This window comes from Lonsdalea quercina subsp. quercina, assembly GCF_000688695.1.
In the GTDB taxonomy this organism is placed as follows: Bacteria; Pseudomonadota; Gammaproteobacteria; order Enterobacterales; family Enterobacteriaceae; genus Lonsdalea; species Lonsdalea quercina_D.
In genome coordinates this window covers 1-26,674 of the sequence record NZ_JIBQ01000003.1, presented here as the reverse complement: position 1 = coordinate 26,674, position 26,674 = coordinate 1, and the positions used below count along the sequence as shown (strand labels likewise).

Annotated in this window: 25 protein-coding genes, 1 other RNA gene and 1 pseudogene; 15 read left to right on the top strand and 12 right to left on the bottom strand. The window is 54.6% G+C overall.

The features are described from left to right. Window positions 1-141: 141 nt before the first annotated feature. Window positions 142-1,506 (bottom strand): ATP-binding protein, encoded by a 1,365-nt coding sequence (locus SB13_RS01465; protein WP_200872283.1) that lies wholly within the window; start codon window positions 1,504-1,506, stop codon window positions 142-144. Then, window positions 1,506-2,186: a response regulator transcription factor gene (locus tag SB13_RS01460; RefSeq protein ID WP_026738654.1), complete on the bottom strand. Its 681-nt coding sequence runs from the start codon at window positions 2,184-2,186 to the stop codon at window positions 1,506-1,508. The genes SB13_RS01465 and SB13_RS01460 overlap by 1 nt, the downstream gene beginning before the upstream one ends. 184 nt (window positions 2,187-2,370) lie before the next feature. On the opposite strand from SB13_RS01460, the gene SB13_RS01455 reads away from it, so the two are divergent. After that, window positions 2,371-3,573, top strand: a complete 1,203-nt coding sequence (locus SB13_RS01455) for an efflux RND transporter periplasmic adaptor subunit (RefSeq protein WP_026738653.1) — start codon at window positions 2,371-2,373, stop codon at window positions 3,571-3,573. A gap of 3 nt (window positions 3,574-3,576) precedes the next feature. Further along, window positions 3,577-5,553, top strand: coding sequence for a MacB family efflux pump subunit (locus SB13_RS01450; RefSeq protein ID WP_026738652.1), 1,977 nt, complete (start codon window positions 3,577-3,579; stop codon window positions 5,551-5,553). An 18-nt stretch (window positions 5,554-5,571) separates the two neighbouring features. Here the strand turns inward: SB13_RS01450 and cysM are convergent, their stop codons facing one another. The 4 genes from cysM to SB13_RS01430 all read right to left on the bottom strand — a co-directional run bounded on the left by cysM (window position 5,572) and on the right by SB13_RS01430 (window position 8,814). Then, the gene (cysM, locus tag SB13_RS01445; protein ID WP_026738651.1) at window positions 5,572-6,459 is read right to left on the bottom strand and encodes a cysteine synthase CysM; all 888 of its coding nucleotides are present in this window, start codon (window positions 6,457-6,459) and stop codon (window positions 5,572-5,574) included. A 45-nt stretch (window positions 6,460-6,504) separates the two neighbouring features. Next, window positions 6,505-7,404 (bottom strand): Dyp-type peroxidase, encoded by a 900-nt coding sequence (locus tag SB13_RS01440; protein WP_026738650.1) that lies wholly within the window; start codon window positions 7,402-7,404, stop codon window positions 6,505-6,507. Between the two features lie 236 nt (window positions 7,405-7,640). Beyond that, window positions 7,641-8,231: an RpoE-regulated lipoprotein gene (locus tag SB13_RS01435; protein ID WP_152545772.1), complete on the bottom strand. Its 591-nt coding sequence runs from the start codon at window positions 8,229-8,231 to the stop codon at window positions 7,641-7,643. Window positions 8,232-8,388: 157 nt separating this feature from the next. Then, window positions 8,389-8,814, bottom strand: coding sequence for a GNAT family acetyltransferase (locus SB13_RS01430; RefSeq protein ID WP_026738648.1), 426 nt, complete (start codon window positions 8,812-8,814; stop codon window positions 8,389-8,391). A 169-nt stretch (window positions 8,815-8,983) separates the two neighbouring features. On the opposite strand from SB13_RS01430, the gene hemF reads away from it, so the two are divergent. The 3 genes from hemF to tal all read left to right on the top strand — a co-directional run bounded on the left by hemF (window position 8,984) and on the right by tal (window position 11,494). Then, window positions 8,984-9,919 carry an oxygen-dependent coproporphyrinogen oxidase gene (gene hemF / locus SB13_RS01425; protein WP_026738647.1) on the top strand — a complete coding sequence of 312 codons (936 nt, stop codon included), beginning with the start codon at window positions 8,984-8,986 and terminating at the stop codon, window positions 9,917-9,919. After that, window positions 9,919-10,371, top strand: a complete 453-nt coding sequence (locus tag SB13_RS01420; RefSeq protein WP_026738646.1) for a YaiI/YqxD family protein — start codon at window positions 9,919-9,921, stop codon at window positions 10,369-10,371. Before hemF ends, SB13_RS01420 begins: the two co-directional genes overlap by 1 nt. A 172-nt stretch (window positions 10,372-10,543) precedes the next feature. Then, a complete protein-coding gene (tal, locus tag SB13_RS01415; RefSeq protein WP_026738645.1) occupies window positions 10,544-11,494 on the top strand; it encodes a transaldolase in 951 nt (316 codons plus the stop codon). 56 nt (window positions 11,495-11,550) lie between these two features. On the opposite strand, the gene nudK is transcribed toward tal, so the two are convergent. Beyond that, window positions 11,551-12,132 carry a GDP-mannose pyrophosphatase NudK gene (nudK, locus tag SB13_RS01410; RefSeq protein ID WP_026738644.1) on the bottom strand — a complete coding sequence of 194 codons (582 nt, stop codon included), beginning with the start codon at window positions 12,130-12,132 and terminating at the stop codon, window positions 11,551-11,553. A gap of 90 nt (window positions 12,133-12,222) precedes the next feature. Then, window positions 12,223-13,107, bottom strand: coding sequence for a LysR family transcriptional regulator (locus SB13_RS01405; RefSeq protein WP_026738643.1), 885 nt, complete (start codon window positions 13,105-13,107; stop codon window positions 12,223-12,225). A 112-nt stretch (window positions 13,108-13,219) separates the two neighbouring features. Here SB13_RS01405 and SB13_RS01400 point away from each other — a divergent pair, with 112 nt between their 5' ends. Genes SB13_RS01400 through SB13_RS01390 form a run of 3 tightly spaced genes read left to right on the top strand, consistent with a single transcriptional unit; the run spans window position 13,220 to window position 16,493 of the window. After that, window positions 13,220-14,410, top strand: a complete 1,191-nt coding sequence (locus tag SB13_RS01400; protein ID WP_051616268.1) for an MFS transporter — start codon at window positions 13,220-13,222, stop codon at window positions 14,408-14,410. Between the two features lie 3 nt (window positions 14,411-14,413). After that, complete coding sequence (locus SB13_RS01395) at window positions 14,414-16,249, top strand: FAD/NAD(P)-binding protein (RefSeq protein WP_026738641.1); 1,836 nt, start codon at window positions 14,414-14,416, stop codon at window positions 16,247-16,249. Between the two features lie 43 nt (window positions 16,250-16,292). Then, a complete protein-coding gene (locus SB13_RS01390) occupies window positions 16,293-16,493 on the top strand; it encodes a tautomerase family protein (protein WP_026738640.1) in 201 nt (66 codons plus the stop codon). Window positions 16,494-16,534: 41 nt separating this feature from the next. Here the strand turns inward: SB13_RS01390 and SB13_RS01385 are convergent, their stop codons facing one another. Further along, window positions 16,535-17,773: an Nramp family divalent metal transporter gene (locus tag SB13_RS01385; protein ID WP_026738639.1), complete on the bottom strand. Its 1,239-nt coding sequence runs from the start codon at window positions 17,771-17,773 to the stop codon at window positions 16,535-16,537. Between the two features lie 329 nt (window positions 17,774-18,102). Further along, window positions 18,103-18,675 (bottom strand): nucleotide exchange factor GrpE, encoded by a 573-nt coding sequence (grpE, locus tag SB13_RS01380; protein ID WP_026738638.1) that lies wholly within the window; start codon window positions 18,673-18,675, stop codon window positions 18,103-18,105. Between the two features lie 137 nt (window positions 18,676-18,812). Between grpE and nadK the strand changes: the two genes are divergently transcribed. The 3 genes from nadK (at window position 18,813) to bamE (ending at window position 21,888) form a co-directional block, all read left to right on the top strand. Then, window positions 18,813-19,691 (top strand): NAD(+) kinase, encoded by an 879-nt coding sequence (gene nadK / locus SB13_RS01375; protein ID WP_026738637.1) that lies wholly within the window; start codon window positions 18,813-18,815, stop codon window positions 19,689-19,691. Window positions 19,692-19,776: 85 nt separating this feature from the next. Continuing rightward, complete coding sequence (recN, locus tag SB13_RS01370; protein WP_026738636.1) at window positions 19,777-21,438, top strand: DNA repair protein RecN; 1,662 nt, start codon at window positions 19,777-19,779, stop codon at window positions 21,436-21,438. A 111-nt stretch (window positions 21,439-21,549) separates the two neighbouring features. Beyond that, window positions 21,550-21,888: an outer membrane protein assembly factor BamE gene (gene bamE, locus SB13_RS01365; protein ID WP_026738635.1), complete on the top strand. Its 339-nt coding sequence runs from the start codon at window positions 21,550-21,552 to the stop codon at window positions 21,886-21,888. A gap of 319 nt (window positions 21,889-22,207) precedes the next feature. Here bamE and SB13_RS01360 read toward each other — a convergent pair whose 3' ends face one another. Together SB13_RS01360 and SB13_RS01355 are read right to left on the bottom strand one after the other, a co-directional pair. After that, window positions 22,208-22,489, bottom strand: a complete 282-nt coding sequence (locus SB13_RS01360) for an RnfH family protein (RefSeq protein WP_394296360.1) — start codon at window positions 22,487-22,489, stop codon at window positions 22,208-22,210. 1 nt (window position 22,490) lies between these two features. Further along, window positions 22,491-22,925, bottom strand: a complete 435-nt coding sequence (locus SB13_RS01355; protein WP_026738633.1) for a type II toxin-antitoxin system RatA family toxin — start codon at window positions 22,923-22,925, stop codon at window positions 22,491-22,493. A gap of 154 nt (window positions 22,926-23,079) precedes the next feature. Here SB13_RS01355 and smpB point away from each other — a divergent pair, with 154 nt between their 5' ends. The 4 genes and pseudogenes from smpB to SB13_RS16985 all read left to right on the top strand — a co-directional run bounded on the left by smpB (window position 23,080) and on the right by SB13_RS16985 (window position 26,554). Beyond that, window positions 23,080-23,562 carry an SsrA-binding protein SmpB gene (gene smpB / locus SB13_RS01350; RefSeq protein WP_026738632.1) on the top strand — a complete coding sequence of 161 codons (483 nt, stop codon included), beginning with the start codon at window positions 23,080-23,082 and terminating at the stop codon, window positions 23,560-23,562. Between the two features lie 49 nt (window positions 23,563-23,611). After that, window positions 23,612-23,975, top strand: a transfer-messenger RNA (tmRNA) gene (gene ssrA, locus SB13_RS17110). Between the two features lie 192 nt (window positions 23,976-24,167). After that, window positions 24,168-25,318: pseudogene (locus SB13_RS01345) on the top strand (integrase domain-containing protein). 136 nt (window positions 25,319-25,454) lie between these two features. After that, a protein-coding gene (locus SB13_RS16985; protein ID WP_152545921.1) for an IS3 family transposase occupies window positions 25,455-26,554 on the top strand; the annotation gives its coding sequence in 2 pieces (ribosomal slippage) (window positions 25,455-25,710 and window positions 25,710-26,554; 1,101 coding nt in all). Window positions 26,555-26,674 lie beyond the last annotated feature (120 nt).

Sequence of the window (26,674 nt, the reverse complement as noted above, 5' to 3'; positions counted from 1 at the left end):
CGACGGAGATAAATGGGCACAGCGGAAGGCAAAAGTATTGCGTTTCAAAGAGGCGATGGAAGGGAGAATCGGCCTCCACTGCAAGCGGAGGGCCGATGGCCATACCGGCGGCGAAATGCCGCGAAGAGAGGCAGAACGCCCCTATTTCCAGCGTGGCAGGCTGATGCGAATCAGTAACCCTTTGGGTTCCCGATTCATCGCTTCAATACGTCCGCCGTGCGCCAACACGGCTTTACGGGCAATGGCCAGCCCCAGTCCGTAACCTTTGCCGGATTGGGGAGAATCGATACGAATAAACGGGTCGAAGATACTGGAAAGTTTACTCTTTTCGACTCCGGGACCGTTATCAGCGACGTCGATAACCCACTCACGTTCGCTTTTCCTCAAGGTCACGGTGACCTCCTGACCCATAGCAGAAAAGCGGAGCGCATTTCTGATAATGTTATCCAGCGCGCGACGCATCAGCTCCGATACGCCCTTAAGGGTGTAGTCCTCGTAGTCACCAGCGTTGAGATTGATCTCAACACCCGGCACCTGCGCTTCATACCTGGCATCATTCACCACCGCGTTTACCAGCCCCAGCAGGTCGAAATACTCCTCGTTAACCTCCGGGTTGATCTCCGCGTTATCGGTGCGCGACAAGGTCAGCAGCTCGCCTATCATCTTGTCCATCCGCTCCGCCTCGCGTTCGATGCGCTGTAAGCAGCTTTCCACGTGACTGTCGTTTTGCCGGGCCAACCCGATGGCTAACTGCAGACGTGCCAGCGGCGATCGGAGTTCATGAGAAACATCGTGCAGCAGTTCCTCCCGCGCACTGACCAGCACGTCCAGACGCTCCACCATCGAGTCGAAATCTCGCGCCACATCGCTGATCTCATCATGGCGTCGACGCATCGCCGGCGGCAGCCGCACGGAAAGATTGCCTTGCGCGACCTGACCAAAACCCGCCCGCAGCTGGTTAAGCGGCCGTGCAAGGTTCCAGGCCATCATCGCGCTGAACAGCAGCCCACTGATGGCGCCAATCCACAGGATAGGACCGGGAATGTGCAAAAATCGCTGCAACGCCGGAGGCCCAAACCGGAACTCTTGTCTTAGCTTATCGATGTCGAATCGCAGCAGATAATGTTCGTCATCTGGACCGGTGACCTGCTGTACGGGCCTGGCAAGGTTATTGCCTTCAACCATATCGTCAGGCAGCAGAGGTTCACCATCGTCATCCTGCGGCTGTACGGTATCCGACGTATTCTGCGTGGAGACCGTAAGATAGTGCCGTTCACTTTCCGGCCAGCTCGACATCTCCTCATCCAGCGCAGAGAGCCCGCCGCGCTGCAAAGCCTGGGATGCCAGCGTCATCTGTAACGAGATGACGTGCCGCCCCAGCCTGATTTCAGGAGGAACATCGCGATCGCCATAAAAGGAAATACCCACCCACAGCAGTTGCGAAATCACGATCAGCGTCAGCCATAGGCCAACCAGGATCTTCCAGAAAAGTCTTCCCTGCATCATTATCGAATCCGGTAGCCGACGCTGCGCACGGTCTCAATGGTCAACTTGCTGCCTTCCAACGCGCTCAGTTTCTGCCGAATATTGCTGATGTGAACGTCTACGCTGCGGTCGTACGCTTCGCGTCGGCGCCCCAGGCATTTCTCCGACAGCTCATCTTTCGTCACCACTCGGTCAGGTGAGCGCATCAACAGCTCGAGCAGATTGAACTCGGAAGCCGTGAGATCGAACGACTCGCCGCGCCATTCGCTGTTGCGGGTAGAGGTATTAAGCATTAGTTCGCCATACGTGACCGTCCCAGTCTCACTGGTTTTTTCCGGTTTATCTTCGTAACGACGCAATACCGCGCGCAGTCGCGCCACCAGCTCCCGGGGGTAGCAGGGTTTGGGAACATAATCATCCGCGCCCATTTCCAAGCCGATAACGCGATCGATGTTGTCGCCTTTCGCCGTCAGCATGATGATCGGCAACTGCTGACTCCGCCTGACCTGACGCAACACATCGATCCCACTCATGTCCGGCAGCATGATGTCCAGAATCATGGCGGTGTACTGATTGGACATAGCCCCGTCAACACCCTCTTGACCGGTCAGCACCTGTTCGGCGTTGAACCCTTCGGCCGTCAGGTATTCGCACAGCATACTTCCCAGCTCGGCATCATCATCTACCAGTAAAATTTTCATCTTTTGTTCCCGTATGTTCGTATGAAACCTATTCTCAAGTGTGCCAGTATCTTACGCAGCTGTATTTACAGAATACTTACTTTCTATTTAGACAATTATGACGTGGGGCTTTCGATAAATAGAGTAAATTGGTGTCTTTACTATGCTTTATGTCTTCGGCCTTACTAAGGACACTGAAGTTTTGATGAAATTCCGTTTACGGCCCGTCCGCTTAATTTTAATTATACTGTTCGCTATTCTTCTTGCCCTGCTCTCGCTTTATTTGCTGCGTCCAGAAAGCAAAGTTAACTATATTACTACCCCTGTCGCCATTCGGGATCTGGAAAAAACCGTGCTGGCCGACGGCACGATTGAAGCGCAAAAGCTGGTCAGCGTAGGGGCGCAGGCCTCAGGACAAATTAAGACGCTGCCGATATCATTGGGCGACAAGGTCACCAAAGGCCAGTTGCTGGCCGAAATCGACGACCTGACTCAGCAGAACGCATTCAAAGATAGCCAGGCTGCGCTGAAAAATGTGCAGGCACAGCGTGCGGCCAAACTGGCGGTGCTGAAAAATAATCAGATCGGTTGGCAGCGTCAGGAAATGCTGATGCGGAAAGGCGTCGGCGCGCAAGCGGATTATGACAGCGCCAAGGCGACGCTAGACGCGACACAGGCCGAGATCGCCGCGCTGGACGCGCAAATCATCCAGGCTCAGATTGCCGTCAGCACCGCGCAGGTCAATTTAGGCTATACCCGCATCCTCTCTCCTATCGACGGCACCATCGTCGCCATCCCGGTCGAAGAGGGACAAACGGTGAATGCCGCGCAGAGCACGCCCACCATCACGAAAGTGGCGAACCTGAAGACCATGACGATCGAAGCACAGATCTCTGAGGCGGATGTCATCAAGGTCAAACCCGGCATGTCGGTCTGGTTCACCATTCTCGGCGATCCGGATAAACGCTATCAGGCTACGCTACGCGCCATCGAACCGGCGCCAGAATCGCTGAGTTCCGATACCACGGCTACCGGCAGCAGTAGCGCCAGCAGCAGTAGCAGCTCGACTTCCTCCACCACCGCGGTGTACTACAACGGCCTGTTCGATGTCGACAACCCCGAAGAAACCCTGCGAATCTCGATGACGGCACAGGTCTACATCCTGCTGGATACCGTCAAGAACGCGCTGGTTGTCCCGATGACCGCGCTGCATAACGACAACGGAAAGACATCCGTGCAGGTGGTCGACGCCAAAGGAGACATCCAGTCACGACGGGNGACGACAGGCATCAGCGACAACGTCTTCGTCCAGCTCACCGCCGGCGTCAACGCCGGCGAACAGGTGATTGTCAGCCAACAGGGCGGCACGACCGGCAGCCGTCCGGGCAGGCCGCCGATGGGGTTCTGAGCCATGACGACACCGTTGTTGCACCTGCGCCATGTCTTTCGCCGTTTTGCCAACGGAGAGAAGACCGTCGACGTCCTGAAAGACATCAATCTGACGATCCAATCGGGTGAGATGGTCGCCATCGTCGGGGCGTCAGGCTCGGGAAAATCCACCCTGATGAACATCCTCGGCTGTCTGGACAAACCCAGTGAGGGCGACTACCTCGTGGCGGGAACGTCCACGCTGACGCTGGATAACGACAGTCTGGCCGCGCTGAGGCGGGAACACTTCGGCTTTATTTTTCAGCGTTATCATTTGCTGAGCGACCTGACGGTACAAGACAACGTGGAGATCCCGGCCATTTATGCCGGTAAAGCACGCCATGAACGCCAGCAACGCTCGCTCGCGCTACTGACCCGACTGGGGCTGGAAGAACGTCTGAACTACTCGCCTAACCAGCTTTCCGGTGGTCAGCAGCAGCGTGTCAGCATTGCCCGCGCCCTGATGAACGGCGGCAACGTCATTCTGGCGGACGAACCCACCGGCGCGCTCGATAGCACCAGTGGAAATGAAGTGCTGGCGATCCTGAAGGAGCTGCACCGGCAGGGGCAGACCATCATCATCGTCACACACGATATGCAGGTAGCTCGGCAGGCGGAGCGCATTATTGAGATCCGTGACGGTGAAATCATCGGCGACCACCATCATGACACCGCGCCAAGCGAGGCTGCCCCTTCCTCTCGCCCGCCTGTGACCGTGGCTCAGGGCCCCGTTCTGTCCGCCAGACCCACGATGTCCCAGTGGTGTGGCCGCTTTATCAACGCGTTCAAAATGGCGCTGCGTGCAATGAACGCACAGAGAATGCGTACCTTTCTGACCATGCTGGGCATCATCATCGGCATCGCGTCGGTGGTGTCGGTCGTGGCGCTGGGGAAAGGCACTCAGCAGCAGGTGCTGGATAGCATCAACGCGATGGGGACCAGCACGCTGGAAATTTTTCCCGGCAAAGACTTTGGCGATATGCGGTCAGGCGCGATCCAAACGCTGAGGGCCAGCGACATCAAACCGCTGTCGGAACAGCCTTACGTCCACAGCATCACTCCCCTGCTCTCCTCCAGCGTAACGCTGCGCTATCGCAATGTGTCGGTTTCCTCCACCGTGAACGGCGTCGGCGAACAGTTTTTCACCGTGCGCGGCTATACCCTCTCGGAAGGGGTATCCTTCCCCTCCCGCAGTATCGACACGCTGGCGCAAGAAGTGGTTATCGACCAGAACACGCGCGATAAGCTGTTCGCTCATGGGGAAGATCCACTGGGACAGGTCATTCTGCTCGGCACGCTGCCCTGCCGGATTATTGGCGTAGCGACCCGCCAGCAGAGTGGCTTCGGGAGTGACGAAAACCTGAATGTCTGGGTCCCTTACACGACCGCGATGTGGCGACTGGTCGGACAGTCCTATCTGCGCAGCATCACGGTTCGCGTTAAAGACAATATCGATCTGAGCGTGGCGGAGCAGGGCATCACGGAAGTACTGACGCGCCAGCACGGCAATAAAGACTTCTTCGTGATGAATACCGACAGCATCCGGCAAACCATCCAGCAAACCAGCGCCACCCTGACGCTGCTGGTGTCGCTGATTGCGGTGATTTCACTGATTGTCGGCGGGATTGGCGTGATGAATATCATGCTGGTTTCAGTCACGGAGCGAACGCGCGAAATCGGCGTGCGGATGGCGGTGGGGGGGCGTACCAGCGATATTATGCAGCAATTTTTGATTGAAGCGGTGCTGGTCTGCCTGTGTGGCGGGCTGTTGGGCGTCGCGGTCTCGATGCTGGGCGGCTGGGTATTCGGCCTGCTGGTCAGCAGCTTCTCTCTCGTGTATTCGCCCGCATCGATCGTCGCTGCNTTCGTCTGCTCCAGCCTGATTGGCGTGATTTTCGGCTTCTTTCCCGCCCGACGCGCCGCCAACATGCAGCCTATCTACGCGTTGGAAAGGGAATAGCCGAAGGTGAAACGGCGGTCAGTTAAAGACGCCGGTCGAGAGATAACGATCGCCGCGGTCGCACACAATCGCGACGATATGGCTTCCCGGCTCAGCGGCGGCGATCTTCAGGGCGCCTGCCACTGCACCGCCTGAACTTACGCCGCACAACAGACCTTCCTGCTGCGCCAGCAAGCGCGTGGTGGACTCGGCCTCCTCCTGAGAAACGTCCAGAACGCGGTCGACCAGCGTCGGCTCGTAAATCCCCGGCATATAGCCGGGCGACCAACGTCGAATCCCCGGGATCTGACTGCCGGCCTGCGGTTGCAGTCCGACGGTGCAGATAGCGTCACGCTGACTTTTCAGATAACGGCTAACGCCGGTGATCGTGCCGGTGGTGCCCATACAGGATACGAAGTGGGTCAGACGACCCGCCGTTTGACGCCAGATTTCCGGGCCGGTGCCGACGAAATGGGCGTGCGCATTGTCCGGGTTGTTGAACTGGTCAAGCACGTAACCCTCGCCCGCTTGCGCCATGCGGCGCGCCATGTCGCGCGCGCCTTCCATTCCTTCTTCCGCGCTCACCAGCCGCAGTTCCGCGCCGTAGGCACGCATGGCGGCCTGACGCTCCAGACTCATGTTTTCCGGCATCAGCAGCCGCAGGCGGTATCCCTTCAACGCCGCGACCATCGCCAACGCGATCCCAGTGTTGCCGCTGGTCGCTTCGATCAGCGTGTCGCCGGGGGTGATTGTCCCCCGCTGCTCCGCCTGACAGATCATGCCGTAAGCGGCGCGATCCTTGATCGACCCCGCCGGGTTCTGTCCTTCCAGCTTAACCCAGATCTCGCTATCCGTGTGGCGAGCCAATCGCTGTAATTTCACCAGCGGCGTATTACCGATGCAGTGTTCAAGCGCGTCTGTCTTCACGTCCCCTGCCTACCTTTCTCTGTCCGGATCGTCTCGTTTCGGCCGTTACAACGCCTGTAACCACGTCAGCGATGGAGCGAAATAGTAGCTTCCGCTCACGGCGCGGGTAAAGCGCAACATCTCGTCCCGCTTTCCGTCCCGGTCGCCGAACATACTTAGCAACTGCTGTTCGATATTGTGCAAGCGAGAGCAATAAGCCATGAAATAGAGCCCTTTTTTACCGCTGGCGGTGCCGTAAGGCAGGCTCTGGCGCAAAATTTTCAGACCTTTGCCGTCTTCTTTGAGATCGACACGGCTAAGGTGAGAAGTCTCAGGACGGCGGTCGGACGGCAGCTCTTCGTTGTCCTGCTTGGTGCGACCGATCATCTGTTCCTGTTTTTCCGTACTCATACGCTGAAGCTGACGCAGGTTATGCTCCCAGCGCTGTACAAAAACGTAGCTGCCGCCCGCGCCCGGCTGTCCGTCGGGGATAATGGCGACACGATGGCGATCTTCGCCCTGTGGATTTTCGGTGCCATCGACAAAGCCGCTCAGGTCCCGGTCTTCCACCCAGCGGAAGCCATGGGTTTCTTCTTCGACGTGAATGGCGCTGCCAAAGGCAACCATCGCCGCCTGAGCCAGACTGAAGTTCACGTCATGACGCAGCGACTGGATATGGATCAACATATCTCGCTGCGTCGCCGGCGCCAGCCCTTTCCCGAGCGGCGTAAACGGCTTCAGTTCGGCGGCGCTGCCATCACAATCCAGCTCGCGCCATACATCGTGACCAAAGGCGAGCGTCGCGCCCAGACCGGCCTCAGGAAACTGCTGCTGTAACTCATTCAGAGACTGACAAAATTTCTTGCATCCCTGCCGGATGGCATCAAATTCTCCCTGAACTCTGGCTTCCATATAAATGGCAAAACGGCGATGCTCCAGCAAAATACCGCTTTGAATTGGTGTCATCACTCTCATTCCTCTTATTATTCAGTATGTTGTATCGTCGAGCCTGCTCCGAAAATACCCAGCGCGCTTATGATACCGGATGCAATACTCATTTTGCTTTGCTTCAACGCAAAATGTCTCCCAGGCCGCAACGCGGCTGAGAGAGAAAGAGAGAAAGGTAATGCGGGAAATAACCGGCGAATAGATTGAAAAATGAGAAACAGCATGGGCGACAGCGCCCATGCCCGATGCGGGGATCAGCTGCGCGGCTGGGCGTGCCAGATGATTTTGCTGACCTTCCAATGCTGCAGAATATCGTCAGGCGGCATGAGTCCGTCCGGACCGCTCCAGCTACCGGTGAACAGATAGCTCACATGCTTGCTCTGCGGCGCGACACACTCCACGTCGCGAGCGCTGTCGCCCTGTCCCAGCTGGCAAGCCTCAAACGCCTTGCTGTAAAGCGAGCTGAATTCGTCACCGATTTTAACGCCCCAGACGCTGGCGGCCGACGCGTCCATGACATCCACCTGACTGACGTGACGCTTCGGCTCACCGTTGATCGTCACTTTCACCTGGTCGTCCTTCAGCGCTTCATAGAACGCCACCAGCTTACCGTTATGCGTCGCCATTCCGCCGCGCAGCCGGTAATTTCCGTCCAAGGCGCGATCAAGCTCGGCTTCAGACATCGACGTTCCCGCGGTGATACCGCCGACGCCCGTCTCTGAGACCGTCAACGAAGAACCGAACCAGTTCATTGGCGACAGGCTGGACAAGGAAAAATGGGAAAGCGTGCCGCAGCCGGTCAGCAGCAGCGGAAGAGCCAAATATAGCGGTCGAACAGTTATCACAACCAACTCCTTAACAAAAAACGGCACCTGCCTGCATGCAGATGGCTATTGGAGTCTTCTGTGAGCAGAAAGTGCCGTAAAAATCGTTGCGGGGGAATACCGCCGTCAGACCGAATTTGTGGGGGATAGCATGCCGCGCCAGCACATCATCCCGCGGTTAATACTCCTGATCTTCTATCAGGCGCTTGCCCAGCGTGATGCAGTCTGCGGTCTGATAATCCAGTTTCTCGTACATGCCGATCACCGCATCGTTATCTTCGCGCACCATTAGGTTGATTTTCGGACAGCCGCGCGCAATCAGTTTCTTCTCCAGCCGGCTGACCAGCGCATTGGCGATACCGCGCCCGCGAAAGTCGGGATGAACGCCCAAATAGTAGGCCGAACCACGGTGACCATCATAACCGCCCATCACCGAGCCGACGATCTCTCCGCTGACTTCCGCCACCAGAAACAGATCCGGGTCATGATTCATCTTACGTTCGATATCCATTTCCGGATCGTTCCACGGGCGCAGGAGGTCACAACGATCCCAAAGAGTGATCACTTCTTCAAAGTCATCTTGCCTGAATATGCGGATGTCCATCGGTAACGACCCATTATCGGTAAGTAAATGAGGTAAGTTCTGATTATCGCGTGATTCCCGTCAGACGCAACCGTAAATTGCCGTCGCCGCCTCATCGCCACGACGGCATTTATCGACGCGGAAATCTCGTTATACTGACGGCTTTGCCACAGATGCCAAAAGGATCACGATGAGTTCTCCCGATATCGACGCGATTAAACGTTTTCTGCTCTCGTTGCAGGACACCCTCTGCCAACAGCTGGAACAGATGGACGGTGCCGAAACCTTCAGGGAAGACGCCTGGGAATACGCAACCGGCGGCGGCGGACGAAGTCGGGTCCTGCGCCAGGGGCAGGTCTTTGAGCAAGCCGGGGTCAACTTTTCCCACGTTTCAGGCGCGTCTCTGCCGCCTTCCGCCAGCGTTCATCGGCCGGAGCTGGCCGGACGCAGTTTTCAGGCCATGGGCGTCTCGCTGGTCATCCATCCGCTCAATCCGTATGTGCCTACCAGCCATGCCAACGTGCGCTTCTTTATTGCCGAAAAAGAGGGCGAAACGCCGGTGTGGTGGTTCGGCGGCGGCTTCGACCTGACGCCGTTCTACGGCTTTGAAGAAGATGCGGTTCATTGGCATCAAACGGCGCACGACCTCTGTCAGCCCTTCGGCGAAGACATCTACCCGCGCTACAAAGCTTGGTGCGACGAGTACTTCTTCCTGAAACATCGCAACGAAGCACGGGGCATTGGCGGCCTGTTCTTCGACGACCTGAATACGCCGGATTTCGCCACCAGCTTCGCATTTATGCAGGCCGTCGGCAGAGGGTTTGCAGAGGCTTACTTGCCGATTGTGCAACGCCGTAAAGATCTGCCCTGGGGCGAACGGGAGCGCGAATTCCAGCTTTATCGCCGCGGGCGCTATGTGGAGTTCAACCTGGTGTGGGACCGCGGCACGCTGTTCGGCCTGCAGAGCGGCGGGCGGACAGAATCCATTCTGATGTCGATGCCGCCGTTGGTTCGCTGGGAATATCAGTACGCCCCGGCGTCGGACAGCCCGGAAGCCGCGCTGTATCGGGACTTTCTGCCGCCGCGCGACTGGCTGGCGCCCAAAGAGAACGAGGAGGATCGCTGATGGCCGTTATCTGGGTCGATGCCGACGCGTGTCCGGTCGTGATCAAGGAAGTCCTGTATCGTGCGGCAGAACGCACGGCGACCACCGTCACCTTCGTCGCGAATCAACCGCTGAAAGTGCCAACCTCCCCCTATCTGCGCACGCTGCGCGTCGCGGCAGGCTTCGACGTGGCGGATAACGAAATCGTCCGCCGCGTCACGCCCGGCGATTTGGTGATCACCAGCGATATCCCACTGGCCTCCGAAGTGCTGGAAAAACAGGGCGAGGCGCTAAACCCTCGCGGGGAACGCTACACACCGGACACCATCCGCGAGCGACTCACACTGCGCGATTTCATGGATACCCTGCGTTCCAGCGGCATTCAGACCGGCGGCCCCAACGCATTGAGCCAGCGCGACCGCCAGCAGTTCGCCAATCAACTGGATCAGTGGCTGCAACGACAGCCCCGCTAACCGCCCTTCTCCCCCGATCGCGTCTCTGCGATCGGGTCGATCGATTGTCTTATTATCTTCCTCCATCACAGTAATCAGAAAAACCGCATGTCATTCTGTCCGGCACTGATGCAGGGTATGTGATTACTACCCTGAGTTTTCGTCGATCCGTTTCTTATCCCAGGAGTCATGCATGAACCAACTCGATGCCCTTAAACAGTTCACCGTCGTGGTGGCTGACAGCGGCGATATCGACTCAATCCGGCATTTCGCGCCGCAGGATGCCACGACCAATCCTTCGCTGATCCTGAAAGCCGCCAGCCTGCCCTCCTATCAGTCACTGTTTACCGACGCGCTGGACTATGCCCGCCAGCAGGGCGGATCGCGCGAAACACAGCTGATTAACGCCAGCGACCAGTTGGCCGTCAACATTGGCGCCGAAGTGCTGAAAAGCATACCGGGGCGGATCTCCACCGAAGTGGACGCGCGCCTGTCATTTGACCGGGGTATGTGCGTCACCAAGGCCCGCAAGCTGATCGGACTGTATGAACGCAAGGACATTCCGCGCTCACGTATTCTGATCAAACTGGCGGCAACCTGGGAAGGCATTCAGGCCGCCGAAGCGCTGGAAAAGGAAGGGATTAACTGCAACCTGACGCTGCTGTTCTCGTTTGCGCAGGCGCGGGCCTGTGCGGAAGCAGGCGTGTATCTGATCTCACCGTTCGTCGGCCGCATCTACGACTGGTATCAGGCTCGGGAGCCTAACGCGGACTATTCTGCGGAGCAGGATCCCGGCGTACAGTCCGTCAAACGCATCTATGACTACTACAAGCAGCATCGCTATGAGACCGTCATCATGGGCGCCAGCTTCCGCAAGGTTGAACAGGTGCTTGCGCTGGCTGGCTGCGACCGACTGACCCTCTCTCCGCATCTGCTGGAGCAGCTGAAAAACAGCGACGCGCCGGTGGAGCGCAAGCTAAGTCCGGCAACGGAAGGGCTCTACCAGGCCTCGCCGCTTTCCGAAGCCGAATTCCGCTGGCTGCACAATCAGGACGCCATGGCGGTAGAGAAACTGGCGGAAGGGATACGTCTGTTCGCCGCCGATCAGCAGAAGCTTGAAGACCTGCTGGCCGCACAGTTGTAACAGGAAAAGAGAGGTTGCGGGGCGAATTTCACCGCCCCGCCCTGACAGTCAATCCACTACGACTGACTAAACCACCCCTGTATCTGGGCGTATTGTAAGAGCATGATGGTCTTGGCGTCTTTGATTCGCCCGTCTTTCATCATGGCGACCGCCTCGGTAAAAGGCAGTTCGACCACTTCGATATCCTCATCGTCAATCCCGCCTCCGCTGTTTTCACGCAAGGAGTCGTCGTACTGCGCGGCGAAGAAGTGGATGATCTCAGTCATGCCCCCCGGCGACATATAGGCTTCAAACAATTTTTCGACGTCTCTGACGACGTAGCCGGTCTCTTCTATGGCTTCGTTTCGTACACAGGTTTCAGGAGAGTGATCGTCCAGCATCCCCGCACAGGCTTCCAGCAGCATGCCGCTCTCATTGCCGTTCAGGTATGTCGGCAACCGAAACTGACGCGTCAGAACCACGTTGCCGCGTTCCCGGTTGTACAACAGAATCGTTGCCCCATTTCCCCGGTCATAAACCTCGCGAACCTGCCGAACGGTTCCGCCGTTTTTCCTTTTCAGGTCATAAACATACTTATTCAGCACAAACCATTGGTCGGACAGCAGTTTCTTTTTAACGATGGTAATCGATGACGTCATGAAAGGTCCTCGGTCTCAAATCGTGTCAATCAACATCAGGATATTCTGATGAGCAGGGTCGCCGGGCCATATCGACCAGACGACGCCGAGTCACTCATCATGCACCGAACCGTTATTGACCACAAATTGCCTGAATGCGGAAGAGCCCCTGCCCGACGCTCGGCTCTTGAGCCAAATCATCAGCGTATCGATTTCACCAATCGCAGGGTCGATAGCGTGGCCACGGACAGCAAAGCTCTGCGCGTAGCGCCTGACCACGCTCTCAGGGAGGAGAGAAATCCCCATTCCTGACGCGACGCAGCCGAGAATGGCCTGAAAAGATCCAAACTCCTGCAGCCCTGCGCCAGCCAGATTTTGCTGGCTAATCCACTGTTCGAAGCGGGAGCGGTAGTAGCTGCCTCGTGCAAACGCCAAGGGTTTGGTGACCTGTAAGTCGTCGGCGGTCACGACGTCAGCGTGATCCTTCGCCGTGACCAGGACTAATTTCTCCCGCCAGACGGGAATGCAGCCCAACAGATCGTACGGTAAAGGGCCATGGTCAGCGACAAAGGCGATATCTAATTGACCGTTCAGCACTTTTTCAACCAGTTGAGACGTTGAATAGGTTTCCAGACTCAGATCGACCAGCGGCATCTGGAGGCTGAATGAGGACAACAGGGAAGGTAAGCGGATCGCCGCCGTGGTTTCCAATGACCCGAGGCGTAGCGGCCCGGAAGGCGTCCGGGCCTGCAAATTTCGCTGCGCCTCGTCCATCAACGACAGAATCTGTTTGGCATACCTCAGCAAATATTCGCCCTCTGGCGTGATGTGGAGACGATTTTTCTCACGCCTGAACAGACAGACATTGAGGCTGGCTTCTAATCGCTTGAGCCGGGTAGTCACATTTGACGAAACGCAGTGCAAACGCTTTGACGCTTCTGTGACAGAGCCTGTCTCAGCTACGGCTTTGAAGAAACGCAGTGAATTGCTGTTCATTATCGTACGCTCCCTTTAAATGAATATTTAGCTAATAAATATTCACTTTTATTTATCCTAATAACCGTCAGGATAGCTCTAACACCATTCCTGCTACCTACGGAAGAGAAAAATGAATCATGTGCGATATTCCCTGCAATTGTCGTCATCCATTAGCGCTGCGCTATTCGGCATGGCGATTTTGGCGTTGGGAATGGGACTCGGCCGTTTTCTCTTCACCCCCATGCTGCCCGTCATGCTCAGCGAGAAACTATTTACCTTCGACCAGCTCTCGTACCTTGCCAGCGCCAACTATGCGGGGTATCTGTTTGGCAGCCTGCTGTTTGCTTTCAGCCGCCTGATTCCCCCCGCTTACACCAGCGCGACGCTGTTTGCCGCCGCTATCGCCACCGCGGTGCTGACGTTCGCCATGGCCCTGACTCATGATTTCACCCTGACGCTGTTGATTCGTTTCACCGCCGGTATCGCCAGCGCAGGCATGATGATTTTCGGCTCATTAAGCATCATGCGCCTCACGCATGACTTTGGAGCTATCGCTGCGCTATATGCGGGCGTTGGCGTGGGGATCATCATGGGGAATGAGTATGTCGTCGCCGGTCAGCGCTATGCGCTGGACGCAGAGACGTTGTGGTGGGGCGCGGGCCTGCTGTCCGCTCTGCTGTTGCTGGGAATCTGGCTACTGACGCCACGGCGTGCTGCGGCGTCAGCCCGCGTCGCTCCCACACCGGTCAAACAGGAAACCATTCTCTGGTGGCAGTTGGCGCTGCTGTATGGACTCGCCGGCTTCGGCTACATCATCGTCGCCACCTATCTGCCCCTGATCGCCAAAACACTGGCATTCCCGCTGCTTGCCAGCCACCTGTGGTCGCTGGTCGGTCTCGGCATCATTCCCGGCTGCTTCATTTGGCTATGGGCCGCGGGTCGTTGGGGGACGCTGCAATGTCTGACGGCAAATCTTTTCCTGCAAGGAGCGTGCGTCCTGCTGACCTTGGTCAGCGACTCACCCGTACTGTTGATCCTCAGCAGCATCGGGTTCGGCGCCACGTTCATGGGCACCACGTCACTGGTGATGCCGTTAGCCAAACGCATTCGCGTTCCACGACATATCAATCTGCTTGGTCTGGTTACCCTGACTTACGGCATCGGGCAAATTGCCGGCCCCTTGCTGACCAGCGCGTTGAAATCCGGTCCGCACGCCGTCGTCTCCGCCATTGTCTGCGGTGCCATCGCGTTATTTATTGCCTCTGGAATGAGTTATTTCACAACAGGAAATCGTCAATGTTCGATCAATCAAAGGAGATGAATTATGGCTCGAACGACTATTGCAATATTGGGCGTAGGTCCAAGAGGATTAAGTATTCTTGAACGGCTGATTACGCTTTATGACCACTCACCACACCCAGAAGGAATGGAAATCCTGCTCGTTGACCCCAATGAAATTGGCACGGGCGCTCACAGTCCTCAACAACCCGACCACCTGCTGGTCAACACCGTCGCCAGCCAAATTACGCTCTTTGGCGATGAGTCGGTCAAAAATACCGGCCCCATCCGCCGTGGGCTCAATTTTTGTGAGTGGGCCAGGGCGCAGGGCTACCGAAACAAGAATGGCACTAAAATTCAGGAAAACGACTACCTTCCCCGTCGTCTGCTGGGCGAATATCTTGCCTGGGGATACCGCGAAATCACCCACGGGCTGCCGCACGATCTCGTGATCCGCCATCGTCCGTACCGTGCCACCAACATGACCCTCCAGGACAACGGGAAAACCACGATTGCTCTGGAAGGCGGGACGAGCGTTACAGCCGATTTTGTTTTCCTCACCACCGGGCATGGGCACAATAGGCTGTCTATTGACGATCACGTGCTGCTGCAATTCGTGGCCGCCAACCGCACGCAAAATCCCCGTCTCCAGTATTTCAGCACGCCTTATCCAACCACGATGCTGGACGAAATACCGCCCCAGTCGCGTGTGCTGATTCAAGGTATGGGGCTTACCGCTTACGATGTGCTGTCGCAACTGACCTATGGCCGAGGAGGCATTTTCACAGAAGAGGGGGACCGACTGCGCTACACGCCCAGTGGACGCGAACCCGCCATCGCCCTGTTCTCCCGTCAGGCGCTGCCGTTTAGCAGTCGTGGCCGTAACCAAAAGGGCGTCGGTGGACAGTACCATCCCGCGTTCATCACTCTCGCCGTCATCGACAAGCTTCGTCAGCAGACGCTCTCCGACACGGGATCGTCGAAGTTGGATTTTGAAAAACAGATCCTGCCTCTGCTGGTGAAGGAGATGTGCTACGTCTACCGCAGCACTCTGGATAATCACTGGCCGGATGCGGCGACGTATCAAGAAGATCCCGCGGATCGTCAACGTATCCTCGCACTGTTTTATCCACATCAGGGCAAGTCATTCGCTTCCCTACAGGCTTACACCGCGTTCTTTATGACGCACCTGATTGACGATCTCCACGCTGCGGAGCAAGGCAATATAAAGGGCGCGGTCAAAGCGGCCACCGATGTGATTCGAGATGTGCGCGACATTCTGCGCTATGCGATCGATTTCGGCGGGCTGACGGGCGAATCTCATGAGCGTCTGTTAGAACACTACGCGCCGGTGTTTAATCGCATCGCGGTGGGGCCGCCGTTAGTGCGTAATCGCGAACTGCTGGCGCTAATGGAAGCGGGCGTGGTTAATGTTGCGGGGGGACCTGCGTCAACGTTGATGCTCAACGCCCACTCGGGGTGTTTCGAGATTAACAGCACGTTTGCCGATACGAACAGCCGAACGGAATTCGATGTGCTGGTCAAAGCCAAGATCGACAGTTTCTCTGCGCTGCATGATGATTCGCCGTTTATCCACAACCTCATCACACAGGGAATTATCCGCCCCTTCATCAACCAGGGCTATCATCCCGGCGGGATAGATATCGACCGCAATCAGCATCCAATCTCCAGCAAAGGAGAAGCGCAGAAATCACTATGGGCGCTGGGAGTCCTCGCTGAAGGACCGAATTTCTATACCTATGTGCTGCCGCGTCCGCAGGTTAACTCTCGCGCGCTGCAGGATGCAGGAAGATGCGTCATCGAAATGTATCAGCAGTTGGAACAACTTTATTCCATGAATGATTCGAATGTGTTTTCGTAGTCCCATTACCTGGATAATTTTCGGGTCTGCACCGGAGGAAACTATGCCATACGTCAATATCAAAGTGACACGGGAAGGCGTGACCGCTGACCAGAAAAAGCAATTGATCGAAGGCGCGACAAAATTGTTGGTGGACGTTTTAAACAAGAATCCCAGCACCACCGTCGTGGTGATTGAGGAGGTTGAAACGGATAACTGGGGCATCGGCGGCGTCCCCGTCACCGAATTGAGAAAAGGGAAATAAATACTCGTAAAGACGCGGCGCAATAAGCGCCGCGGTTTGTACTAAAGACCAAACAGGCTGCCTATCAACAGATAGAGGTTCAATGTCACCACCACGGCGACGATGATCCAGCCAATCAATTTCACCCACCGGCTGTTGACCAAATCGCCCATGAGTTCGCGATCGTTGGTGAATAACAGCAAAGGAACCAGCGCCAGCGCAATGCCGAAGCTCAGCAGTACCTGACTCATGACGAGCACCCGCGTAGGGTCCATCCCGCACAAGATGACGATAAAAGATGGCAGCATGGTCACCGCTCTACGCAGCCACAGCGGTATTCTAAAGCGGACGAATCCCTGCATAACGACCTGCCCCGCCAGAGTTCCCACCACCGTAGAAGACAGCCCCGCAATGACCAGACTGAGACCGAATATCGTCGCGGCTGCCTGTCCCAACAGGGGTTTAAGCGTTAAATACGCCTGATCCAGATCCGCAACGTGGGTGTTGCCGCTAAAGTGGAACGCCGCTGCGGCTGTCGCCATCATAGCGAGGTTGACGAATCCAGCGATGGTCATGGCCACGGCCACATCAAACTTCGTCGAAGCATAGCGGTCGCTGCGGGTGTTGTCTCCCTTATGCTGCGTCAGAGACGAATGCAGATAAATGACGTGCGGCATGATAGTCGCACCCAGTACGCCTGCCGCCAGCAGCACGGCGTCGGAGGTCGGAAGACTCGGGATTGCCATGCCGCGCGCAATCGACGCCAGCTCAGGACGAGAAAATATCAGCTCGACGATATAGGCGGCAGCGACAAACAGCAGCAGACCGCCTATCACCATCTCAAGCGGCTTTTGCCCGCGCTGTTGCAACATCAGTATCAGGAACGTAGCGATACCGGTCAGCACCGCGCCCTCCAGCAGAGAGACGCCCAACAGCAGTTTGAAGCCGATAGCGGCGCCGATGAACTCAGCCAGGTCGGTCGCCATAGCGATAATTTCCGCCTGAACCCAATAGGCCCAAACGGCAGGACGCGGAAAGCGATCGCGAATATGCTCGGCGAGGTTTTTACCGGTCGCAATCCCCAACTTCGCTGAAAGCAGCTGAATCAGCATCGCCATGAGATTGGCCCATACGACCACCCACAGCAGCTGATAGCCGTAAGATGCCCCGGCCTGAATATTGGTCGCGAAGTTACCAGGATCGATATAGCCGATCGCCGCGATAAACGCAGGCCCCATCAGGGAAAGTTTGATCTTCCTAGATGTACGGCTGACAGATGTGATAACGCGGCTCTCCGGCATAAAATTGACCCTTCTAAACATACTGAAATTATACTCTCACAGATATGAGAATGATTATCAAGTGCATTTAGATCGGTAGAAATGATTATTCTGATAGGCAGAGATGATGATCTATTTCGACACAAAACCCTATGCGTTTCAGAAAACTAATATTAACAAAATATAAACAACGTGATGCTTTCAGCCTGAAAAAAAACCGGTTTGGCATAAATCAGACGGGAAATGTCATCGAGGCAATACGCTGGAGGAGAGAAAAAGGGGGAAGAGGAAAAGCAGGTGCTCTTCGGAGCAGGTAGACATCCCCCTGCTCCGAAGCAAAGCCAGAAGAATTACTCTTTAGCTTTTGATACCGCAACCATCGCCGGGCGCAGCAGACGGCCGTTCAGGGTGTAACCTTTCTGCATGACCAACATCACTTGATTAGGCTCGTGATCGGCAGATTCCATCATTGTCATCGCCTGATGAATTTCCGGGTTGAACGGGACATTCACATCCGCCACCACTTCGATGCCGAACTTGCGCACGACAGACAGCAGGGATTTCAGCGTCAGTTCGACCCCTTCGATCATGGCTGTCAGCGCATCGTTGGACTTGTCTGCTGTTTCCAGCGCACGTTCCAGATTGTCGATCACTGGCAACATCTCACCGGCAAATTTTTCCAGCGCAAACTTGTGCGCTTTTTCAACGTCCAGCTCCGCACGGCGGCGAATATTCTCGCTCTCGGCGCGAGAACGCAGCACGCTTTCACGCTCACGTTGCTGTAATTCGCTTAGTTGCGCTTCCAGTTCGGCAATTCGTTCATCTCGGGGATCAGCCGCTTCTGGCGTCTCAACAGAGGCGTCTGCTGCTTTCTTTTGATCCTGAACCTGTTCGTCCGGCGACTTCTGTTCTTTACTACTCATGAAATACTCCGCGGTTTTGGCATTCATCTCGCTTGTTCGCTTATTATGGGGATCAAAACGGGGGTTTCAAGGGAACCCTGACATATTGCTCGGCTGAAAACGCGGAACGCCCTCTTCCCGTAAGGATTAACCGCCCAATGAATAAAACATTTAACTGCATCGGTATTGTCGGTCATCCACGGCATCCTTCCGCCCTGGCCACACACGAAATGCTCTATAAGTGGCTAACCGGTAAAGGATATTCCGTTATCCTCGAGCAACAAATAGCCCAGGAACTGAACCTCACCGAGGCCGTCACCGGCAGTCTGGCGGAAGTTGGACAGCAGGCCGACCTCGCCGTCGTGGTCGGCGGGGACGGCAACATGCTCGGTGCCGCGCGGGTGCTGTCCCGCTACGACATCAGCGTGATCGGCGTCAACCGAGGAAATCTCGGCTTTTTAACCGATCTCGACCCGGATCATGCCCAGCAACAGCTGAGCGACGTCCTCGCCGGGCGCTATATTCGCGAAAGTCGGTTTATGCTGGAGGCTCAGGTGTGCCGGGCCAACCACATGAACAGCAGCAGCAGCGCCATCAACGAAGTCGTCCTTCATCCCGGCAAAGTCGCCCACATGATCGAGTTTGAAGTCTACATCGACGACAGTTTTGCCTTTTCACAGCGTTCGGACGGCTTGATTATCTCAACGCCCACCGGCTCCACCGCCTATTCCCTTTCCGGCGGCGGCCCGATCCTGAGCCCATCGCTGGACGCTATCGCGCTGGTGCCAATGTTCCCTCATACGCTGTCCGCTCGGCCGCTCGTCATCAGCAACGACAGCACCATAAGACTTAAATTCTCACAGATTACCAATGACTTAGAGATCAGTTGCGATAGCCAGATCGCGCTTCCTATTCAGGAAGGCGAAGAGGTCTTAATTCGCCGCAGTCCTCACCATCTTAATCTTATCCACCCTGAAAATTACAATTACTTCAATACGTTGAGCAGTAAATTAGGTTGGTCGAAAAAATTATTTTAATAAGTCAACCTAACTACTTTACTGTATAAAAAACCAGTTTATACTGTATGCATTAACACTTGTTTTTACATACAGGAAAAACATCATGCTGGCTCAACTCACTATCAGTAACTTCGCTATCGTGCGCGAACTGGAGATTGATTTTCAGACAGGTATGAGCGTCATTACCGGAGAGACCGGGGCGGGCAAATCCATCGCGATTGATGCCTTGGGCCTTTGCCTCGGGAATCGCGCCGACGCCAGCATGGTTCGTCCCGGCGCGGCGCGCGCAGACATCTGCGCACGGTTTTCTTTGGCTGATACGCCAGCCGCACTTGAGTGGCTGGAACACAACCAGTTNGATGACAGCAACGAATGTCTTCTCCGCCGGGTAGTCGGAGCTGATGGGCGATCTCGCGGGTTCATCAACGGAACTGCCGTGCCGCTTTCCCAACTTCGTGAATTGGGTCAGCACTTAATTCAACTGCACGGTCAGCACGCCCATCAGCTGCTGCTGAAACCCGAACATCAGCGGTATCTGCTGGACGCTTATGCGGACGAACCGCAGCTACTGTCTGCGATGCGAGAATCTTGCCGTCAGTGGCACCATAGCTGCCGGGAGCTCGCTCAGCACCAGCAGGCCGCGATTGAGCGAGAAGCCCGACGCGAGCTGCTGCAGTACCAGTTAAAAGAACTGAACGAATTTACGCCCCAGGCCGGCGAATACGAACAGATCGACGCCGAGTACAAACGTCTGGCCAACAGCGGGCAGTTGCAGTCTCTGAGCCAACAGACCTTGCATATCCTCAGCGAAGGGGAAGAGCAAAACCTGCTCGGTATGTTACACAGCGCTCGTCAGACGCTGACCGAACTGGTTGGGCTGGACGAATCACTGTCTGGCATTTTGTCTTTACTCGACGAAGCCCACATTCAGATCAGCGAAGCCAGCGACGAGTTGCGTCATTACAGCGACCGCATGGAGCTTGATCCTGTCCGCCTGTATGAACTGGAGCAGCGGCTATCCCGCCAGCTGTCGTTGTCTCGTAAACACCATGTCCCGCCGGAAGAGCTACCCACGTTTTATCAGCAACTGCTGAACGAGCAGCAGCTGTTGGACCAGCAGGAAAGCGATCATGAAACCTTGAGTCAGGCTGTACACGAATATCACCAGCAGGCGTTGCATGCCGCTGAACAGCTGCATACTCGTCGCTGCCAGCATGCGGAGGCGCTCTCCCAGTTGATTACAGAGAACATGCGCGAACTGGCAATGCCACACGGCCATTTCTCCATTCACGTCACCTTTGCGACCGAGCATCTCAACATGACGGGGGCCGACCAAATCGAGTTTCGCGTCACAACCAACCCAGGACAGCCACACCAACAATTGGCCAAGGTCGCATCAGGCGGGGAGCTGTCGCGCATCGCATTGATTCTGCAAGTCATCACCGCACAGAAAATGGATACGCCGGCACTCATTTTTGATGAGGTAGATGTGGGGATTAGCGGCCCGACCGCTGCGATCGTAGGCAAAATGCTGCGCCAACTGGGTGAGTCCACGCAGGTGATGTGCGTGACCCATTTACCTCAGGTCGCCGGTTGCGGGCACCATCATTACTTCGTCAGCAAACAGACTGACGGCGCAGAAACTGAAACCCTGATGGAGCCTCTCGGCAAACGAGCTCGCCTTCAGGAGCTGGCCCGCCTGCTGGGGGGTAGCGCCGTGACCAAGAATACGTTGGCGAATGCCAAAGAGTTACTGGCCGCATAAAAACGTTCAACTTTTTCAGGTTCCTGAGGTCTTACATGGGCCTTGCCGGTTTTCAAGACAGGCAAGGTCTATTATCATCGGCAACCTATGCCCTTAAGGAATGAACTCACTATGCGCTGTAAAACGCTGACTGTCATCGCCGCGGTGGTCGCTGTTATGTTGACCGCCGGATGCTCCACACTGGAGAAGGTGGTTTATCGCCCGGATATCAATCAGGGGAACTACTTAGCTCCGGCTGACGTCGCCAAGATCCATAATGGTATGACAAAACAACAGGTTGCTTATTCTCTGGGAACACCGATGTTGCAGGACCCGTTTGGTAGCGATACGTGGTTCTACGTATTCCGCCAGCAGCCCGGACATGAAGCAGTGAAACAGCAGACTCTGACGCTAAATTTTAACAGTCAGGGCATCCTGACCAGCATCGACAATAAGCCAGCACTGAACTGATCGGCGAGTATTGTCGGATAGGCTTAAGAATGTTGGGGTGAAGCCGAAGACGCCTGAAAAGCCTTCCTCTACGGAAAAGCTTTTCAGGTCGAACCGAATTCTGAAAGCGTGCGATACAGGCACGTGATTAAACGAGATACGCACAGTATGTCCATACGGGTGCGTGACGCAGTAGATGTCGGGAATAACGATTAAGTAAGTTGGTGGCTGTCGCTTCTTCGATTCTACGCCTCGTGAATCTGCTACCTTTCTGTTTTCCCTTTGACGGGGACTTTTCTGGCAACGGACTTAGGTTCGTTAGTTCGTTGGCCCACGTCGTCTAGCGTTTACTTTTTGAGTGTTCTGCCCTTTGTCGGCGCAACTCTTTGGGATCGGCAATCAAGGGACGATAGATTTCAACGCGATCGCCTTCCTGCAGCGTTTCATCCAGTTTGGCCGGGCGGCTAAAAATACCAATCTTATTGATATTGAGATCTATCTCGGGACGCAATGTCAGCAAACCCGACGCTTTGATTGCCTGCTCTACTGTACTGCCCTCATGGAGCTCCAGCGAACAAAGAAACTGGCGCTCCGGCAGCGCGTAAACCACCTCAACCCGCATCTCAGGCACTGTAAACCTCTTTGGCTCGTTCAGTGAAAGCCTGAACCATATTATTCGCTAACTCTTTAAACACTTTGCCGAAGGCCAGTTCAATCAGCGCATTTTTAAACTCAAAATCCAGGTCGAGCTCAACTTTACAGGCCTCTTCACTCAGCGGGGTAAACCGCCAATCGCCCTTTAATTGCCGAAACGGGCCGTCAACCAGCTGCATTGATATAGACTGGTTATCTGTCAGCGTATTTCGAGTTGTAAAGGTTTTACTAATGCCAGCTTTGGAAACATCAACCGCCGCAGTCATTTCCTCCGAAGAGGTGGATAAAACTCGGCTTCCTGTACATCCCGGTAAAAAGGCAGGGTAAGAAGGAACATCGTTAACGAGTTTAAACATTTGCTCGGCACTGTAGGGGACTAACGCAGAGCGATTGATTTTGGGCATACCATTTTCCAAGAGTAACAAAATGCGCAAAATAATAGCATTTTCGGTCTTCAGATAAAAACGCCGGGAAAGTTGCCCCAAGGCAGAACACAATGTCACTCTACACTTTGGCGGGGATTTCATTCCCTTAGACATCAAGTATAATGACGGCACTATGAAAAAGAAAAAAGCGTACAAACCTGGTTCCGCTACCATTGCGCAAAACAAGCGTGCTCGCCATGAGTATTTCATCGAAGAAGAATTTGAAGCTGGCCTTGAACTGCAAGGTTGGGAAGTCAAATCTCTGCGAGCGGGCAAAGCCAATATCAGCGACAGCTATGTGACCTTAAGAGACGGCGAAGCCTTTCTCTTTGGCGCCACCATTACACCGCTCAACGTTGCGTCTTCACACGTTGTATGCGACCCCACTCGCACGCGCAAACTGTTACTCAACAGACGTGAGATAGAATCGCTCATCGGCCGAGTCAGCCGCGAGGGTTATACCGTTGTCGCACTGTCGATGTATTGGAAAAATGCCTGGAGTAAAGTCAAAATCGGCGTAGCGAAAGGTAAACGAGATCACGATAAGCGCGACGATATCAAAGAACGTGAGTGGAAATTAGACAAAGCCCGTATCATGAAGAACGCAAACCGCTAAGCCGGTGGCTTAAGCGCGGTAAGTTCTGGTATACTAGCGAAAGTTTCTTGGGGCTGATTCTGGATTCGACGGGATTTGCAAAGCCCAAGGTGCATGCCGAGGGGCGGTTGGCCTCGTAAAAAGCCGCAAAAAAATAGTCGCAAACGACGAAAACTACGCTGTAGCAGCTTAATACCCTGCGTATAGCCCTCTCTCCCTAGCCTCCGCTCTTAGGACGGGGATCAAGAGAGGTCAAACCTAAAAGAGATCGCGTGGATGCCTTGCCTGGGGTTGAAGCGTTAAATCTAATCAGGCTAGTTTGTTAGTAGCGTGTCTGTCCGCAGCTACCAGGCGAATGTAAAGACTAGACTAAGCATGTAGTACCGACGGTAGAGTAATTCCGGACGGGGGTTCAAATCCCCCCAGCTCCACCAAAATCTTCAATCGATGATTACCAGAGTCATCCGATAAAGTCTAAAGAGCCCGCATGGCACAAGCCTTGCGGGCTTTTTTGTGTCTGTAACCTTCAGAGATGGTCCGCCTGAATCCAGAGATGATCGGTACACGAATTGATACACGTGAAATGTGTACTAAAAACGTGTATCAATTATGGACGGAAACCAGTCATGGTGCGGATGACACGCCCCCTCACCAATAACGAAATCCGCAAAGCTAAGCCTCAAGAGAAAGACTTCACACTGCATGATGGTGACAGCCTTTTCTTGCTCATCAAAACATCTGGTAAGAAGTTGTGGCGTTTTCGCTACCAGCGGCCAGCAAGTAGCAATAGCACAAACCTCAGTCTTGGCTCTTATCCTGCTCTAACGCTGGCTGTAGCAAGGCAAATGCGTGACCAGTATTTGTCGCTGCTTGCACAAGGGATTGATCCACAGAAGCAACAAGAGGAAGTAACGAGCAACGCCGAATTTAGCTTGATAGCATTTTCTCGGTAGTGGCCGTAAATTGGTTCAAGCTCAAAAGCAAAAGCGTTACAGAGGATTATGCGAAAGATATTTGGAGATCCTTGGAGAAGGATATTTTCCCCGCTATTGGCGAAATACCTGTTCAAGCGCTGAAAGCCAGAATACTCATTGAAGCTTTGGAACCCATCAAGGCGCGAGGTGCTTTAGAAACTGTCCGCCGACTAGTTCAGCGCATCAACGAGATCATGATTTATGCGGTCAACATCGGTTTGATAGATGCTAATCCTGCTTTTGGTGTCAGTATCACTTTTGAAAAGCCTAAAAAGCAAAACATGCCAACGCTTTGACCAGAAGAATTGCCCAAATTGATGCGTTTTTTGATCGTGTAAAACCTATCCGTTCCGACTCGTTGCCTTATTGAATGGCAGCTCCTAACCCTCGTTCGCCCTTCAGAGGCTTCTTGAGCACGATGAGCAGAGATCGATCTCTATGCAAAGCTCTGGACTATTCCAGCCGAAAGGATGAAGGCTAAACGAAAGCATATAGTTCCTATCTCAACTCAGGCATTAGAGATTCTCGAAGTGATGAAGCCTATTAATGCTCATCGAGAGAACGTTTTTCTGAGTAGGAATAACCCAAAGCAGCCAATGAATAGCCAGACGGCTAACGCTGCGCTGAAGAGAATTGGTTATGGTGGGAAGCTTGTTGCACATGGTTTGCGTTCTATAGCCAGTACCGCTATGAATGAAAAGGGTTTTAATCCTGATGTAATTTAAGCCGCGTTGGCCCATAGTGATAGAAAGGAAATGAGGCGTGCGTACAATCGTTCTGACTACTTAGAGCATCGAAAATAACTGATGTCTTAGTGGGGTTCTAAAGTATACTCACTTAATTAATGAGATTATGGTAACTGACCTTCCCCCTGAAAACAGTGCCAGTCTAAACTGAAGTATCCGGTCTTTCTTCCATTACCCAGAGAGGCTCATTGCCATGAAAAAGACCCGTTATACCGAAGAACAGATTGCGTTTGCGCTGAAACAAGCCGAAACCGGCACCCGCGTCGGGGAAGTCTGCAGAAAGATGGGGATTTCTGAGGCCACTTTTTACAATTGGAAGAAGAAATTCGGCGGGCTGGGCGTGACGGAACTACGACGTCTGCGGCAGTTGGAGGATGAAAATCAGCGGCTGAAGAAGCTGGTGGCAGATCTGAGCCTGGACAAGGAGATGCTTCAGGAGGTATTGAAGCGAAAGTTCTGAGGCCGGCTCAGAAGCGCCAGGCGGTGCATTTCCTGCTTGAAGCTTATCGTATCAGTGTCCGCCGCGGATGCGGCCTGCTGATGCAGAGCAGAACTGTCTACCACTGGCAGAGCCGGCGTGATGATCGGGCGATCACCCAACGCATCCGAGAGATAGCGGAAACCCGGATACGGTATGGCTGTCCACGTATTCATATCCAGTTACAACGCGAGGGCTGGCGGGTTAACCATAAGAAAACACATCGTATTTATTGCCTGGAAGGTCTCAATCTGCGCAGAAAACGTCCTCGCAGGCATGTCAGTGCAGCACGTCGCCAACAGCGTCCGGCCCTGACGCACGTCGATCAGTGCTGGAGTATGGATTTCGTGTCGGATAGTCTGTTTAACGGGCGGCGTTTCCGGATGCTGACTGTAGTGGATAATTTTAGTCGGGAGTGCCTGGCGATCTATGCTGGGAAATCACTGAAAGGTGAAGATGTGGTCGGCGTAATGGAGGCGCTGCGGGTGCTGGATAAGCGCCTACCGGTACGTATTCAGACGGATAACGGCAGCGAGTTTATTTCGAAAAACCTGGATAAATGGGCGTACGATCAGGGTGTTACCCTAGACTTCTCCCGCCCCGGAAAACCGACAGATAACCCGTTTATCGAATCATTTAACGGTAGTCTGCGGGACGAATGCCTGAACATTCACTGGTTTCTGTCACTGGACGATGCACAGGACAAACTCGACAACTGGCGCAGGGAATATAATCATGAGAGAACGCATTCGTCATTAAATGACATGACTCCGGCTGAATTCATTCGAAGTCTTCAGAAAGACAAAGATCTCTAGTTTATGCCTGCATTGATTTTGGGCCAAGGTCAGAAAGACAAAGATCTCTAGTTTATGCCTGCATTGATTTTGGGCCAAGGTCAGAAAGACAAAGATCTCTAGTTTATGCCTGCATTGATT

Coding starts and splice junctions, on each gene's coding strand:
- SB13_RS01465 (WP_200872283.1), bottom strand. CDS start 1,506: ATGATGCAGGGAAGACTTTTCTGGAAGATCCTGGTTGGCCTATGGCTG.
- SB13_RS01460 (WP_026738654.1), bottom strand. CDS start 2,186: ATGAAAATTTTACTGGTAGATGATGATGCCGAGCTGGGAAGTATGCTG.
- SB13_RS01440 (WP_026738650.1), bottom strand. CDS start 7,404: ATGACACCAATTCAAAGCGGTATTTTGCTGGAGCATCGCCGTTTTGCC.
- SB13_RS01430 (WP_026738648.1), bottom strand. CDS start 8,814: ATGGACATCCGCATATTCAGGCAAGATGACTTTGAAGAAGTGATCACT.
- hemF (WP_026738647.1), top strand. CDS start 8,984: ATGAGTTCTCCCGATATCGACGCGATTAAACGTTTTCTGCTCTCGTTG.
- SB13_RS01420 (WP_026738646.1), top strand. CDS start 9,919: ATGGCCGTTATCTGGGTCGATGCCGACGCGTGTCCGGTCGTGATCAAG.
- tal (WP_026738645.1), top strand. CDS start 10,544: ATGAACCAACTCGATGCCCTTAAACAGTTCACCGTCGTGGTGGCTGAC.
- nudK (WP_026738644.1), bottom strand. CDS start 12,132: ATGACGTCATCGATTACCATCGTTAAAAAGAAACTGCTGTCCGACCAA.
- SB13_RS01405 (WP_026738643.1), bottom strand. CDS start 13,107: ATGAACAGCAATTCACTGCGTTTCTTCAAAGCCGTAGCTGAGACAGGC.
- SB13_RS01400 (WP_051616268.1), top strand. CDS start 13,220: ATGAATCATGTGCGATATTCCCTGCAATTGTCGTCATCCATTAGCGCT.
- SB13_RS01395 (WP_026738641.1), top strand. CDS start 14,414: ATGGCTCGAACGACTATTGCAATATTGGGCGTAGGTCCAAGAGGATTA.
- SB13_RS01390 (WP_026738640.1), top strand. CDS start 16,293: ATGCCATACGTCAATATCAAAGTGACACGGGAAGGCGTGACCGCTGAC.
- SB13_RS01385 (WP_026738639.1), bottom strand. CDS start 17,773: ATGCCGGAGAGCCGCGTTATCACATCTGTCAGCCGTACATCTAGGAAG.
- grpE (WP_026738638.1), bottom strand. CDS start 18,675: ATGAGTAGTAAAGAACAGAAGTCGCCGGACGAACAGGTTCAGGATCAA.
- nadK (WP_026738637.1), top strand. CDS start 18,813: ATGAATAAAACATTTAACTGCATCGGTATTGTCGGTCATCCACGGCAT.
- bamE (WP_026738635.1), top strand. CDS start 21,550: ATGCGCTGTAAAACGCTGACTGTCATCGCCGCGGTGGTCGCTGTTATG.
- SB13_RS01360 (WP_394296360.1), bottom strand. CDS start 22,489: ATGCGGGTTGAGGTGGTTTACGCGCTGCCGGAGCGCCAGTTTCTTTGT.
- SB13_RS01355 (WP_026738633.1), bottom strand. CDS start 22,925: ATGCCCAAAATCAATCGCTCTGCGTTAGTCCCCTACAGTGCCGAGCAA.
- smpB (WP_026738632.1), top strand. CDS start 23,080: ATGAAAAAGAAAAAAGCGTACAAACCTGGTTCCGCTACCATTGCGCAA.